This is a genomic window from Phenylobacterium aquaticum (assembly GCF_022695515.1).
Lineage (GTDB): Bacteria > Pseudomonadota > Alphaproteobacteria > Caulobacterales > Caulobacteraceae > Phenylobacterium > Phenylobacterium aquaticum.
The window spans coordinates 130,013-142,879 of sequence record NZ_JALDPT010000002.1; the positions used below are offsets into that span (position 1 = coordinate 130,013).

The window sequence follows — 12,867 nt, forward strand, 5'->3', positions numbered from 1 at the left end:
GCGAATTGTTGATCCATTGTCCACTAGTGCGTCGGGTAACGGCGTTCTCGCCGGGGGGCGGACATGGGATCGAAATCGGAGGCCGGGCTTGTCTGGCCGCTGACCGTGCTGGCGGGGGTCGCCACCCTGTTGTTGGTGGCAAGCCTGATCGCCGGCGCCCACGGGGTCGATCGCGATGTCCGGCTCCGCGAACAGGCCCTGGTCCACCGTGGGATGCTCGAACGCCTGGCCGAATTCGAGAACGCCCTCGCCGCCCAGACCGTCTGGGACGAGGCGGTGACCAATCTGGACAATCGGCTCGATCCGCAATGGGCCAGGTCGCACCTGCCCGCCTACCTCAAACCCACCATCGGCGTCTGGGACTATCTGGTCATGGACGGAGAGGATCGCCCGGTCTGGGCGTCCCATGACCTCGCGCCCGAGCCCAAGTCCGCATGGGCCGAGAACGCCCGACGGGCCGCTCCCATGGTGGCCGAGCTTCGCGAGATGGAGCGCCAGAGGGCCCTGACCGCGCCGAGGGCCCCAGGCGTCCCGCCCCGGCCGATCATCCTCACCCGCTTCGAGCCGCGCGATGGCCTGGTCTATATGTGGATGGCCAGCGTGGTCCTGCCCGACCAGGGCCAGGTCCGCCCCAGAGGCCCGCGCGCCGCCCTGGTCGTCGCCAACGGCCCGATCACCGCGGCCAATATCGAGAATCTCAGCCAGCGCTTTGGTCTTAATGACCTGCACATCGAGCGCGAGCTGGGCCGGATCAGGTCAGACGAGGCGTTTAGCCCCATCAGCGTCGTCCGCGGCGCGCCGCCACTCTACATGGCCTGGAAGGCCCAGACCCCCGGCGCCGACCTGCTGGCCCAATCGGTCTGGATCATTCTGGCGGTGCTGCTGACCTTCCTGGCGCTTGCCGCCTTCATGTTCAACAACACCCGCCGCGCGGCGCGCAACATGATCGCCGTCAGCCGGGCCCAGGCCGAGTTTCTGGCCAATATGAGCCATGAGATCCGCACCCCGCTCAACGGGGTCAACGCCGTCGCCGAATCCCTGGCCCGGACGCCCCTGACCGAGGCCCAGCGCGGCATGGTCGAAATCATCCGCTCGTCCGGCGTGATGCTTGAGCGCCTGTTGTCCGACATCCTGGACCTCGCCCGCATCGACGCAGGCCGGCTGGAGCTTACGCCAGCGCCCTTCCATCTGGGCGAGACCGTATCGGCGATCACCGACCTGATGGCCGCGAAGGCCCAGGAAAAGGGGCTGGCCCTGACCCTCGACCTGGATCCGGCGGCAGACCGGCTGGTCAACGCCGACGCGACCCGGCTGAAGCAGATCCTCGCCAACCTGCTGTCCAACGCCATCAAGTTCACCGAGACCGGCGAGGTCCGGCTGAGCGTCCACCCCGCGCCCGAGGTCGGGACCGATGTCTGGCGGTTCACCGTCCGGGACACGGGCATCGGATTTGACGTCGCCCAGAAGGCGCGCCTGTTCCGGCGCTTCGCCCAGGGCGACGGCAGCGTCACCCGTCGCTATGGCGGCGTCGGGCTGGGGCTCGTGATCGCCCGCGACCTGGCGCAGAAGATGGGCGGCGATCTCGACGCCGACGGCGTGCCGGGCGTGGGCGCCGTGTTCAGCCTGGTTGCGCCATTGCCGCCGGCGGCGGCGGCCGCCGAGCCGGTCGCGCCGCCCGAGCCTCCACCGTCCGGCGGCGCCGACGTCGATGATCCCGAAGACGGGCCGCCGCTCAAGGTGCTGGTTAGTGAGGATCACCCGGTCAATCGCATGGTGATGGAGATGCTGCTGTCCCAGATCAGCGCCGACATCCTGTCGACCGAGAACGGCCTTGCGGCCTGTGAGGCCTTCGAACGCCAGGCTGAAATCGGCGATCCGTTCGACCTGGTGCTGATGGACATGCAGATGCCGGTGATGGACGGGCTGGCCGCCATCCGCAGGATCCGCGCCTTCGAGCGCGCCCAGAAGCTGCGCCACACCGCCATCATCATGGTGACGGCCAACGCCCTGCCGGAACACCGACAGGCCGGTTTCGACGCCGGCGCCGACCTTTTCATCACCAAGCCGCTGGAGAGCGCGGTCCTGTTCCAGGCGATCGACGACCTCAGCGAACCCACCGCCGCCTGAAAGGACAGCGGCCCCCTGTCGCCAGGGGGCCGCCGCCCGCTCTTGAACCTCGGGATCTATTCCGCGGCGATCGCCACCTTGCGACCCAGGCCTTCGGCGATCCGCGCGCCATAGTCGGGGTCGGCGGCGGCGAAGTGGTCGACCATCCGGGCCTGGATATCCGGGTTGCAGGCGCTCAAGGCCCCGACGAGATTGGCGATCAGCTCGGCCCGCTCGGCATCGGAATAGGCGCGATAGCGCTCTCCGGCCTGCAGATAGTTGGCGGGGCGGTCGATCGCCTGACGGCCGACCACGCCCTCGACCCGGGGCGCCATCTCCGGGCCACGGGTCCGCACCGGCTGGACAAGCCCGCCGCGGCTGGAGGGCTCATAATTGATATGCGGATTGGCGCCCTGGGCCTGGCCGTCCACGCCGTAGGTCATCTGGCCGTCGCGCTGGTTCGAGGCGAAGGGGCACTTCGGCGCATTGACCGGCAGCTGCAGATAGTTGGTCCCGACCCGATAGCGCTGGGTGTCGGAATAGCTGAAGGTCCGGCCCTGCAGCAGCTTGTCGTCCGAGAAGCCCAGGCCGTCGACCAGCACGCCCACGCCGAAGGCGACCTGCTCGGTCTCGGCGAAGACGTTGGCCGGGTTGCGGTTCAAGACCATCTTGCCCACCGGCAGCATCGGCCAGCGATCCTCCGGCCACAGCTTGGTCGGATCCAGCGGATCCCACTCCAGTTCCTCATGCGCCTCGTCGGTCATGATCTGGACGCGCAGCTCCCATTCCGGGAACTCGCCCCGATCGATGGCCTGATAGAGGTCCTGGGTGGCGTGGTTGAAATTCGTAGCCTGGATCGCCTCGGCTTCCGCCTGAGTCAGATTGCGCACCCCCTGGGCCGGGACCCAGTGGTACTTAACGAGGTGCGTCTCGCCGGCGGCGTTCACCCAACGATAGGCGTGCACGCCCGAGCCTTCCATCTGGCGGTAATTGGCCGGAATGCCCCAGGGGCTGAACAGCCAGGTCACCATGTGGGTGGCCTCCGGCGTCAGGCTGACGAAGTCGAAGAACCGGTTCATGTCCTGGATGTTGGTCACCGGGTCCGGCTTGAAGGCGTGGACCATGTCCGGAAACTTCATCGGGTCGCGGATGAAGAAGACCTTCAGGTTGTTGCCGACCAGATCCCAGTTGCCGTCCTCGGTGTAGAACTTCACCGCGAAGCCGCGCGGATCGCGCAGGGTCTCGGGGCTGTGGCCGCCGTGCACGACGGTGGAGAAGCGCACGAAGACCGGTGTTTCTTTGCCCGCCTCTTGGAACAGCTTGGCGCGGGTGTATTTGGCGATCGGCTCGCCGCCGACCTGGCCATAGGCGGTGAAGACCCCGTGGGCGCCGGCGCCGCGGGCGTGCACCACGCGCTCGGGCACGCGCTCACGGTCGAAGTGGGCGATCTTCTCGAGGAACTGATAGTCCTCCAGGGTCAGAGGGCCGCGCGGGCCGACGCTCTTGGCGTTCTGGTTGTCATAGACCGGGTGACCCTGGCGGGTGGTCAGGGAGACCGGGCGTGCGTCGTCCTGGGGGTTGGACATGGGAAGCTCCTTAAAGCCGTGGGGCGGGCGATCCGACCTGCGCCGCCGCCCTCGGGAGCCTTGTCCCACGGCCCAGATAGATAGAGCCAATCGATCTTTTGATTAAATTAGATCGGAAAATTCTATCTTCGGATTTCCCCGTGCGCGCGTGACGCATCGCCAGGGTCGCGGAAATCTGGTCTTGAAGAGATCGGTCAAGAACGAGTTCGCCGCGTCATGTTCAAGCTTCCCTCGTCCCGCGATGTCGCCCTGTGGGGATCGGCCTCGCTCGTATTTCTGGTCAGCATGATCGCCGGCCATTTCGCCGCCCAGGGCATGAACCTGATCCAGTGGCTGGGCGCCGCGACCTCGGTCCTGGGGTCGATCACCGTGGCCGTGGCGGTGCGGGTCTGGGGTCCGGAAGAGGCCTGAGGCGCGTCCAAGCGCCGCCGACACAGGCGCCCAGGCTGCGATCTTGCGTCGCAACCCGGCGCCTCGAACCCAATTTTTACCCCATATGTCCAAGATGGTGGCGGGGTGAAATCAAGGAGGGCAATGGGAAACCCATGCTCAAGTACGTGATATCGCAGAAGTCCGCCGAGCTGGGCTCCGCCGCTCTGGTGCTGGTGTCCGCCGGCCTGGCCGGTCACACCGCCGCGCTCGGCATGAACCAGGCCCAGGCCATGGGCGCCGCCACGGCCATCCTCGGCTCGGTCATGGCCGCGGTCATGGTCCGCCTGTGGCCGGAGCCCGAAAAGGCGCCGGTGCGCATCCGCAAGGACGACTAGTCGGCGCGCACGTCGACGCCGAGCGCCGTCAACAGCCGGTACTGCTGCTCGAAGGTCACCTTCAGGCCTTCGAGGCTTCCCAGCTTCGAGAGATCGAGCCCGCTGACCTCCGCCCCGCGCAGGTCGGCGCCGCCGAGCTTCGCGCCGGCGGTGAGGGCCTGGAAGAGGTCGCAGCCCTTAAGGTCCGCGCCCTCAAGGTCGGCGTCGCGCAGGTCCGCCTCGCGGAACGAGCACCCGGAAAAATCGCCGCCCGGCAGGCGCAGCTCCGCCAGATCGGCCAGCTCCAGCCGGCTGCCCGGAAAGCCGCCCGCCCAGCGCACGATGCTGCGGCCGAAGGCCCGTGCGAAGTCCGCCTTCAGGAAGGCCGCGCCGCGCAGATTGCAGGTCTCGAACACCGCGCCATAGAAGCCGACCCGGTCGAACTTGGCGAAGCTCAGGTCGCAGCGGAGGAACTTCGCCTCCTCCAGCCGGCCGAAGGCGAACTCGCAGCCCCGCTGGCCTTCGGACAGCACGCAGTCCTCGAACCGCGCCTCGCGCAGATCGGTCCGCGCGAACCGGCAGCGGATCAGCCGACAGCCCTTGAACCGCGCCCCGTCCAGCACGGCGCCCGAGACCTGGACCTCGGTCAGCACGCAGTCCTCGAACACCGCCTCGGTCAGGTCGGCGTCGGTGAAGTCCTGGTCGGAGAGGTCGGCGCCGAGGAAGACCGCGCCCGGCGCCAGCTTCACGACCGTCAGTCCTCGGTCTTCAGATAGATCTCGCTGCCGCTGGCCCGGAAGGTCTCGGCCATCTGGGCCATGCCGGTGGCGACATCGTTCTGCTTGGCGGCGCTCTCGCGGATCTCCTGGCTGATCTTCATCGAGCAGAACTTGGGCCCGCACATCGAGCAGAAGTGGGCGGTCTTGAACGCCTCCTTCGGCAGGCTCTCGTCGTGATATTCGCGGGCGGTCTCCGGATCGAGGCCCAGGTTGAACTGGTCCTCCCAGCGGAATTCGAACCGGGCGCGGCTGAGCGCGTCGTCCCAGGCCCGCGCGGTCGGATGGCCCTTGGCGAGGTCGGCGGCGTGAGCGGCGATCTTGTAGGCGATGACGCCCTGCTTGACGTCCTCGCGGTCGGGCAGGCCCAGGTGCTCCTTGGGCGTGACGTAGCAGAGCATGGCCGTGCCGAACCAGCCGATCATGGCCGCGCCGATGGCCGAGACGATGTGGTCGTAGCCCGGGCCGACATCGGTGACCAACGGACCCAGCGTGTAGAACGGCGCCTCGCCGCACAGCTCCAGCTGCTTTTCGACATTGTGCTTGATCTTGTGCATCGGCACGTGGCCGGGCCCCTCGATCATGGTCTGGACGCCGTGCTTCCAGGCGACCTTGGTCAGTTCGCCGAGCGTCTCCAGCTCCGCGAACTGGGCCGCGTCATTGGCGTCGGCGATCGAGCCGGGCCGCAGGCCGTCGCCCAGCGAGAACGAGACGTCATAGGCCCGCATGATCTCGCAGATGTCCTCGAAGTGCTCGTAGAGGAAGTTCTCCTTGTGGTGCGCCAGGCACCACTTGGCCATGATCGAGCCGCCGCGGGAGACGATGCCGGTGACGCGCTTGGCGGTCAGCGGGATGTAGGGCAGCCGCACCCCGGCGTGGATGGTGAAATAGTCCACCCCCTGCTCGGCCTGCTCGATCAGGGTGTCGCGGAACACCTCCCAGTTCAGGTCCTCCGCGACGCCGTTGACCTTCTCCAAGGCCTGATAGATCGGCACCGTGCCGATCGGCACCGGCGAGTTGCGGATGATCCAGTCGCGGATGTTGTGGATGTTGCGGCCGGTGGAGAGGTCCATGACCGTGTCCGCGCCCCAGCGGATCGACCAGACCATCTTGTCCACCTCGTCGGCGACGGTGGAGAGCACGGCCGAATTGCCGATATTGGCGTTGATCTTGACCAGGAAATTGCGGCCGATCGCCATCGGCTCCAGTTCGGTGTGGTTGATGTTGGCCGGGATGATCGCCCGGCCGCGGGCCACCTCGTCGCGGACGAATTCCGGGGTCACGAAGTCGGGGATCGAGGCGCCGAAGTCCTCGCCGTCGCGGATCGCCCCGTCACCCGCCTGCCTGCGCAGGTTCTCGCGGATGGCCACATATTCCATCTCGGCCGTGACGATGCCGCGGCGCGCATAGTCGAGCTGGGTGACGGCGCCGGCGCCCTTGGCGCGATAGATGCGGCGCGGCGCGGTGAACTGGGGCGCCAGATGCTCGCCCTTGGCGAAGCCGTTGTCTTCGGGCTTCACCTCACGGGGATTGGCGACGATCTCGACGTCGTTGCGCGAGACGACCCAGGGCTCGCGGGTGCGCGGCAGGCCCTTGTCTATGTCGATCTTCACCGTGGGGTCGGTATAGGGGCCCGACGGGTCATAGATGGTGACCGGCGGCTCATTGGCGCTGGGATGGACGGCCACCTCGCGGAACGGCACCCGGATGTCGGGCCACAGCACGCCGGGCTGATAGACCTTGCGCGAGCCGGGGCGTTCGCCCGTGGGTATGGCGTTGGCGATCGGGGTCTGGATGTTCACCGGCGTCTTCCTCTTGGCGAGGGTCAGGCGGCGTGGGGAGAGTCCGGGCGTCCGGGTCCCTTCCCTTCGCCGGCATGACCCGGATCAGGTTCGACGGGTCGCGGGCTCACCCGCCTCTCAGCCGCTCACGCGCGGCCCCCCGAGGACAAGGCGCCAGCCTAGGCCCGATCGCGCGTCAGGGGAAGCCGCGTCAGATGGTGATCTGGGCGCCCATCTCCACCACCGGCCGGGCGGGATGTGGAAGAAGTCGGTGGGGTTGGCGGCGTTGCGGGTCAGCCAGATGAACAGGTTGTTGAGCATCTTGGGCAGCTTGGAATTGGCCCCGCGCACCACCGTCCGGCGGCCCACGAAGAACGAGGTCGACATGATGTCGAAGGCGATCCCCTTCTTGCGCAGGGCGGCGAGCGCCTTGGGCACGTTGGGGGTCTCCATGAAGCCGTAGGTCAGGGCGACGCGGGTGAAGTCCTCGGAGATCTTCTCGACCGAGGCGCGCTCGAACTCCGCCACCCGCGGCACATCGGCGGTGCGGACGCTGACGATCAGGTTCTTCTGATGCAGCACCTTGTTGTGCTTGAGGTTGTGCAGCAGGGCGCCCGGGGCGTGATCGGGGTCCGAGGTCAGGAACACCGCGGTGCCGGCCGCGCGATAGAGCGAGCGGCTGGCGCTGACCACCGGCAGGAAGTCCTCCAGCATCGGGGTGTCGTTGGCCGCCTTGGCGTTGACTAGCTCGGTGCCGCGCACCCAGGTGGCCATCAGTACGAAGATCGCCCCGCCCATCACCAGGGGCACGAAGCCGCCGGACAGAAGCTTCAGCGCATTGGCGCCCAGGAACACGAAGTCGACGGCCAACAGCGGCACGATCAGGGCCAGCGCGCCGAGGAGCGGCCACTTCCAGCGATGGCGCACCACGATGAAGGCCAGCGAGGTGGTCACCGCCATGGTCCCGGTCACCGCCAGGCCATAGGCGTGGGCCAGGCTGGAAGAGGTCTTGAAGATGCCGATCAGGAAGACCACGCCCACCGCCAGCATGAGATTGATCTGCGGCAGATAGATCTCGCCGGCCTGGGTCTCCGACGTCCGCTTGACGGTCATGCGGGGCAGCAGGCCCAGCTGCATGGCCTGGTTGGTCAGGGAATATGCCCCGGTGATCACCGCCTGGGAGGCGATGATGGTGGCCACGGTCGCCAGCAGCACCAGGGGCGCGCGCATGGCCTCGGGCGCCATCAGGAAGAACCAGTCGGCGTTCTCCACCGGACGGCCGTGGGCGCCGGCGATGGCGTTCAGCACCATGGCGCCCTGGCCCAAATAGTTGAGCGCCAGCGCCGGCAGCACGAAGCTCAACCACGAGGCCTGGATCGGCCAGCGACCGAAATGGCCCATGTCGGCGTAGAGCGCCTCGGCCCCGGTCACGGTCAGGAACACCGAGCCCAGCACGAACAAGCCGGCCGCGCCGTGGTGGGCCAGGAAATCAGCCGCGAAGACGGGGTTGAAGGCGGCCACGACCTGGGGCTGGTCGACGATATGCATCACGCCCAGGGTGGCGATCACCAGGAACCAGATCACGCAGATAGGCCCAAAGAACCGGCCCATGCCGCCGGTGCCCTTGAACTGCACGGCGAAGAGCGCGACCAGGATAGTGATGCTGGCGATCAGCACCACCGGCAGGGTGACATGGTCGCCCAGGGCCGGCACGCTGCGCAGGCCCTCGATGGCCGACAGGACCGAGATCGCCGGGGTGATCACCGCGTCGCCGTAGAACAGCGCCGCCCCCGTGCAGCTCAGGATGAAGATCAGGGTGGTGCGCTTGCCCAGCGCCGCCTGGGCGAGCGCCGCGAGCGACAGCACCCCGCCCTCGCCGCGGTTGTCGGCCCGCATCAGGAAGATCACGTATTTCACCGTGACCACCAGGATCAGGGCCCAAAGCGCCAGGGACACCACGCCCATGACCGAGCCATGGCTCAGGCCGGTCTCGCCGGTCTGTCCCAGGGCTTCGCGGAAGGCGTAGAGCGGGCTGGTGCCGATGTCGCCGAACACCACGCCGATGCTGCCGAGCGCCAGGGGCCAGAACCGGCCGTGGGCGGAGGGGACGTGATCGGACGCCGAGGGGGCGGTCTGGTCGCCGTTCAAGGGCTGGTCTCCAAGGGGCCGCGGATCTTGAGCGTGCAGCCGTTGGGCGGCGCATACTCTCGGATAGGCGGGGCTCCAAGCGAATTCAGGCGGCGAGGCCGGCGCGAGCCGCGCCCGCGACGATCCGCGCGTCACAGTCCCGCCTTCGTGCTAGGATCGCCTGGGGAAGACGCTTCAGGGAGACCCGCGTGAAAGTCCTGCTCATCTCCACGACCGGCGCGGCGATCGCCGCCGCACTTGCCCTCTCACAGCCCGCCGCCGCCCAGCCCGCGCCCGGACCCGCCGGCTGCTTCCGCCTCAGCGACATGGGCAATCACACGGTGGTCGACAGCCACACCCTCTATGTCGCCATGGGCCGCAAGGATGTCTGGCGCTTCGACATGACCGGCGCCTGCCTGGCCGGCGCGGGCCCTGGCGATCCGCTGGTGATCACCCCGACCGGCGGCATGTCGATCATCTGCAAGCCGCTGGATCTGGACATCAAGGTCTCGACGATCGGCGGGTTGAGCCCCTGCCTCCTGAACAGCATGACCAAGCTGACGCCGCAGCAGGTCGAGGCCATTCCCCGCAAGCTCCGCCCCTGATCCTTCCGAGCGGGCGCCGCGAGGTCAGCATTGCCGTCGCGCCCGTCCCGGCCCATCGTCGTCGCCTCACTGCGCCTGGGAGGGGCGAACGATGACTGTTGAGCTGACGATGGCGGCCTGGGCCCTGGTCCTGGCCTTTGTGCAGATCCTGCTGTTCGATTTCGCCCGCACGGGCCAGTACGGCCTGAAGTGGAACACCAGCCCCCGCGACCAGGCCATGCCGCCCCTGTCGGCAGGCGCCGAGCGGCTGAAGCGGGCCCAGGACAACCTGTTCGAAACCCTGCCCCTGTTCCTGGGCGCGGTGGTCATCGCCCACCTGGCCGGGATCCACTCGTCCAAGACCGTGCTGGGCGCTCAGATCTATCTCGCCGCCCGGGTGATCTACGTGCCGCTCTACGCCCTGGGCGTGCCGCAGATCCGGTCCCTGGTCTGGATCGTCAGCATCATCGGCCTGTTCATGGTCGCCGTGCCGGTGGTGATGGCGTCTGCGCCCCTGGGCTGAGGCGGCTGCAAACGGGCCGGAGGTCGTGTTAGGCGTGGGGTCTAAGGAGTAGACCATGCATCTCGCCCGCTTCCCCCGCGCCCGCTTCGCCCACTTGCCGACGCCGCTGGAGCCCATGCCCCGTCTGTCGGAGGCCCTGGGCGGACCGCGCCTGTTCGTGAAGCGCGACGACTGCACCGGCCTGGCCGGCGGCGGCAACAAGACCCGCAAGCTTGAGTTCCTGCTGGGCGCGGCCCTTGAGGCCGGGGCCGACACCCTGGTCACCCAGGGCGCGGTGCAGTCGAACCACGTGCGCCAGACGGCCGCCGCCGCCGCGCGGTTCGGCCTGAAGTGCGAGGTGATCCTCGAGGAGCGGGTGCCGACCAACGCCGTCGACTACACCGCCTCCGGCAACGTCCTGCTCGACCGGCTGCTCGGCGCGAAGCTGCGCAATGTTGCGGCCGGCAGCGACATGAACGCCGCGCTGGAGTCGGTCGCCGAGGAGGTCCGGGCGGCGGGCGGCAAGCCCTATGTCATTCCCGGCGGCGGCTCCAATCCGATCGGCGCTCTGGGCTATGTCGACTGCGCCATTGAACTGGTCGCCCAGGCCAACGCCCAGGGCCTGGTCATAGACCGGATCGTCACCGCCACCGGCAGCGCCGGCACCCATGCGGGCCTGGTCGCGGGGCTGGCCCTGATCGGCGCCGACATTCCGGTGCTCGGGATCGGGGTCCGGGCGCCCAAGGAGACCCAGGAGGCCAATGTCCACAAGCTCGCCGTCCAGACCGCCGCCCTGCTGGGTCACGAAGAGCGCGTCACCCGCGAGATGACTGTCGCCGATTGCGACTATGTCGGCGCGGGCTATGGCCTGGTCGACGAGGCGGTGATCGACGGCCTGAAGCTGGTCGCCCGCACCGAGGCCCTGCTGCTGGATCCCGTCTATACCGGCAAGGCGATGAAGGGGCTGATCGCCCTGTCGCGCGCCGGCGCCTTCAAGGATGAGACCGTGGTCTTCCTGCACACCGGCGGGGCCCAGGGCCTCTTTGGCTATCACTCGGTTCTGGAAGGACACCTGGCATGAGCAAGACCCCGAGCAAGGTCCTGGGCGTCCTGGGCGGCATGGGCCCGGCGGCGACCCTCGATTTCCTGGCCAAGATCCAGGCCTATACGCCCGCCGAGCGCGACCAGGACCACATCCGGGTCATCGTCGACATCAATCCCCAGGTGCCGGACCGCAACGATCCCTTCGCCAAGCCCGGTCCGGTGCTGGCGGAAATGGCGGGCGCCCTGCGCGGCGCCGGGGCCGAAGTGCTGGCCATCGCCTGCAACACCGCCCACGTCTATGCCGACCTGATCAGCCGGTCAGCCGGCCTGCCCCTGATCGACATGATCGGCACCGCCGCCGCCGCGGCCCGCGACAGCGCGCCCGCCGCGCGGGCGTGCTGGGCACCAAGCAGGCCATCAAGCTCTACCGCGAATATATCGCCGCCCAGGGCATGAGCCTGGTGACCCTGCCGCCGGACAAGCAGGACGAGTTCATGGCCCTGCTGGCCAGGATCAAGGCCGGCGATCTCGGCCCCGAGGTCCGCGCGGGCATGGCCGGCCTTGCCCAGACCCTCGCCGCCGAGGGCGCCGAGGCGGTGATCGCCGGCTGCACCGAGGTGCCCCTGGTGCTGTCCGCCAAGGACATCCGTCTGCCGCTGATCGACGCCGGCGATCTGCTCGCCCACCGCTGCGTCGCCGTGTGCCTGGGCCTGGAGCCGGTCCCCGTCCTGGAGATGTAGGGTCTAGAGCCGCGCCGCCTTGAAGGTGTCGCACTGGGCCGGGTCGCCGCTTTCGGCCCCGGCCTCGAACCAGCGCATCCGCTGCTGGCTGGTCCCGTGGGTGAAGGTGTCCGGGGCGACCCGCCCTTGGGTTTCCTGCTGCAGGGTGTCGTCGCCGACCGCCGAGGCCGCCCTCAGGCCGTCGGCGATGTCCTTGGCGTCCAGGCTGACCTTGCCGCCGGAGATCTCGGCGGCATGGGCCGCCCAGACCCCGGCATAGCAGTCGGCCTGCAGCTCCAGCCGCACCGAGCCCGAGGCCGCGCCCTGGGCGCCCAGCCGTTCCGCCCGCTGGGTCTGGCCGGTCAGCTTCTGGACGTGATGGCCGATCTCGTGGGCGATCACATAGGCCCGCGCCGCCTCGCCGCCGGCGCCGAACCGGCCCGACAGCTCCTGCCAGAAGGAAAGGTCCAGATAGACCTTCTCGTCGGCCGGGCAATAGAACGGTCCCATGGCGGTCTGGCCCAAGCCGCATCCCGTGCCCGTCGACTGGTCATAGAGCACCACCGCCGCCGGCCGCTGATAGATGCGCCCCCGCGCCTGGAATTCCTGCGACCAGACCTCGGTGGTCGACTGCTCGATGACGTCGACGAACTGGGCGTCGAGATCCTGCGGCGTGCCGCGGGCCCCGGCGTGGAAGCCGTCCTGCGACATCTCCTGGCCGGCCTGCTGTTGGACCGCGTTGAGTGTGGTCGAGGGATCGACGCCGAAGACGAAATAGCCGATGGCCGCCAGCACCAGACCGCCGATCCCGACCCCGCCGGCCGCGACGGGCCCCAGGCCGCGACGATCCTCGATGTTGCCGCCGCGATCGCCGTCCTGCCAACGCATGGTCGCTC

At 68.5% G+C, this 12,867-nt stretch carries 13 protein-coding genes and 1 riboswitch; of the genes, 8 read left to right on the forward strand and 5 right to left on the reverse strand.

Annotated features, from left to right (window positions below; translation table 11 throughout):
* Positions 1-63: 63 nt before the first annotated feature.
* Positions 64-2,127, forward strand: a complete 2,064-nt coding sequence (locus tag MQH10_RS02425; protein WP_242562480.1) for a hybrid sensor histidine kinase/response regulator — start codon at positions 64-66, stop codon at positions 2,125-2,127.
* A gap of 56 nt (positions 2,128-2,183) precedes the next feature.
* Here the strand turns inward: MQH10_RS02425 and MQH10_RS02430 are convergent, their stop codons facing one another.
* On the reverse strand, positions 2,184-3,692 hold the full coding sequence (locus MQH10_RS02430; RefSeq protein WP_242562481.1) for a catalase: 1,509 nt from the start codon (positions 3,690-3,692) through the stop codon (positions 2,184-2,186).
* A gap of 216 nt (positions 3,693-3,908) precedes the next feature.
* On the opposite strand from MQH10_RS02430, the gene MQH10_RS02435 reads away from it, so the two are divergent.
* A complete protein-coding gene (locus MQH10_RS02435; RefSeq protein ID WP_242562482.1) occupies positions 3,909-4,103 on the forward strand; it encodes a hypothetical protein in 195 nt (64 codons plus the stop codon).
* A 134-nt stretch (positions 4,104-4,237) separates the two neighbouring features.
* Positions 4,238-4,459 carry a hypothetical protein gene (locus MQH10_RS02440; RefSeq protein ID WP_242562483.1) on the forward strand — a complete coding sequence of 74 codons (222 nt, stop codon included), beginning with the start codon at positions 4,238-4,240 and terminating at the stop codon, positions 4,457-4,459.
* Here the strand turns inward: MQH10_RS02440 and MQH10_RS02445 are convergent.
* From MQH10_RS02445 to MQH10_RS02455, 3 genes are all read right to left on the reverse strand, one after another.
* A complete protein-coding gene (locus tag MQH10_RS02445; RefSeq protein WP_242562484.1) occupies positions 4,456-5,187 on the reverse strand; it encodes a pentapeptide repeat-containing protein in 732 nt (243 codons plus the stop codon). The genes MQH10_RS02440 and MQH10_RS02445 overlap by 4 nt on opposite strands.
* A 5-nt stretch (positions 5,188-5,192) precedes the next feature.
* Positions 5,193-7,016 carry a phosphomethylpyrimidine synthase ThiC gene (gene thiC, locus MQH10_RS02450; RefSeq protein WP_242562485.1) on the reverse strand — a complete coding sequence of 608 codons (1,824 nt, stop codon included), beginning with the start codon at positions 7,014-7,016 and terminating at the stop codon, positions 5,193-5,195.
* A gap of 44 nt (positions 7,017-7,060) precedes the next feature.
* Positions 7,061-7,168: riboswitch (TPP riboswitch) on the reverse strand.
* Positions 7,134-9,143 (reverse strand): potassium transporter Kup, encoded by a 2,010-nt coding sequence (locus MQH10_RS02455; protein WP_242562486.1) that lies wholly within the window; start codon positions 9,141-9,143, stop codon positions 7,134-7,136. Its footprint overlaps the riboswitch before it by 35 nt.
* Before the next feature lie 188 nt (positions 9,144-9,331).
* Between MQH10_RS02455 and MQH10_RS02460 the strand changes: the two genes are divergently transcribed.
* The 5 genes from MQH10_RS02460 to MQH10_RS26650 all read left to right on the forward strand — a co-directional run bounded on the left by MQH10_RS02460 (position 9,332) and on the right by MQH10_RS26650 (position 11,992).
* Entirely contained in the window at positions 9,332-9,727 is a 396-nt protein-coding gene (locus tag MQH10_RS02460; protein WP_242562487.1) for a hypothetical protein, read from the forward strand.
* Positions 9,728-9,818: 91 nt separating this feature from the next.
* Positions 9,819-10,229, forward strand: a complete 411-nt coding sequence (locus MQH10_RS02465; protein WP_242562488.1) for an MAPEG family protein — start codon at positions 9,819-9,821, stop codon at positions 10,227-10,229.
* 55 nt (positions 10,230-10,284) lie between these two features.
* On the forward strand, positions 10,285-11,289 hold the full coding sequence (cuyA, locus tag MQH10_RS02470; RefSeq protein ID WP_242562489.1) for a D-cysteate sulfo-lyase: 1,005 nt from the start codon (positions 10,285-10,287) through the stop codon (positions 11,287-11,289).
* Positions 11,286-11,708 carry an aspartate/glutamate racemase family protein gene (locus tag MQH10_RS26645; RefSeq protein WP_336605028.1) on the forward strand — a complete coding sequence of 141 codons (423 nt, stop codon included), beginning with the start codon at positions 11,286-11,288 and terminating at the stop codon, positions 11,706-11,708. The genes cuyA and MQH10_RS26645 overlap by 4 nt, the downstream gene beginning before the upstream one ends.
* Positions 11,648-11,992 (forward strand): aspartate/glutamate racemase family protein, encoded by a 345-nt coding sequence (locus MQH10_RS26650; RefSeq protein WP_336605029.1) that lies wholly within the window; start codon positions 11,648-11,650, stop codon positions 11,990-11,992. Before MQH10_RS26645 ends, MQH10_RS26650 begins: the two co-directional genes overlap by 61 nt.
* 3 nt (positions 11,993-11,995) lie before the next feature.
* Here the strand turns inward: MQH10_RS26650 and ypfJ are convergent, their stop codons facing one another.
* Positions 11,996-12,859 carry a KPN_02809 family neutral zinc metallopeptidase gene (gene ypfJ, locus MQH10_RS02480; RefSeq protein ID WP_242562490.1) on the reverse strand — a complete coding sequence of 288 codons (864 nt, stop codon included), beginning with the start codon at positions 12,857-12,859 and terminating at the stop codon, positions 11,996-11,998.
* Positions 12,860-12,867: the final 8 nt, after the last annotated feature.

Bases quoted from the DNA above. Each gene is read 5' to 3' on its own strand.
- cuyA (WP_242562489.1), top strand. From the start codon at position 10,285: ATGCATCTCGCCCGCTTCCCCCGCGCCCGCTTCGCCCACTTGCCGACG.
- MQH10_RS02440 (WP_242562483.1), top strand. From the start codon at position 4,238: ATGCTCAAGTACGTGATATCGCAGAAGTCCGCCGAGCTGGGCTCCGCC.
- ypfJ (WP_242562490.1), bottom strand. From the start codon at position 12,859: ATGCGTTGGCAGGACGGCGATCGCGGCGGCAACATCGAGGATCGTCGC.
- MQH10_RS02425 (WP_242562480.1), top strand. From the start codon at position 64: ATGGGATCGAAATCGGAGGCCGGGCTTGTCTGGCCGCTGACCGTGCTG.
- MQH10_RS26645 (WP_336605028.1), top strand. From the start codon at position 11,286: ATGAGCAAGACCCCGAGCAAGGTCCTGGGCGTCCTGGGCGGCATGGGC.
- MQH10_RS02435 (WP_242562482.1), top strand. From the start codon at position 3,909: ATGTTCAAGCTTCCCTCGTCCCGCGATGTCGCCCTGTGGGGATCGGCC.
- MQH10_RS02430 (WP_242562481.1), bottom strand. From the start codon at position 3,692: ATGTCCAACCCCCAGGACGACGCACGCCCGGTCTCCCTGACCACCCGC.
- MQH10_RS02465 (WP_242562488.1), top strand. From the start codon at position 9,819: ATGACTGTTGAGCTGACGATGGCGGCCTGGGCCCTGGTCCTGGCCTTT.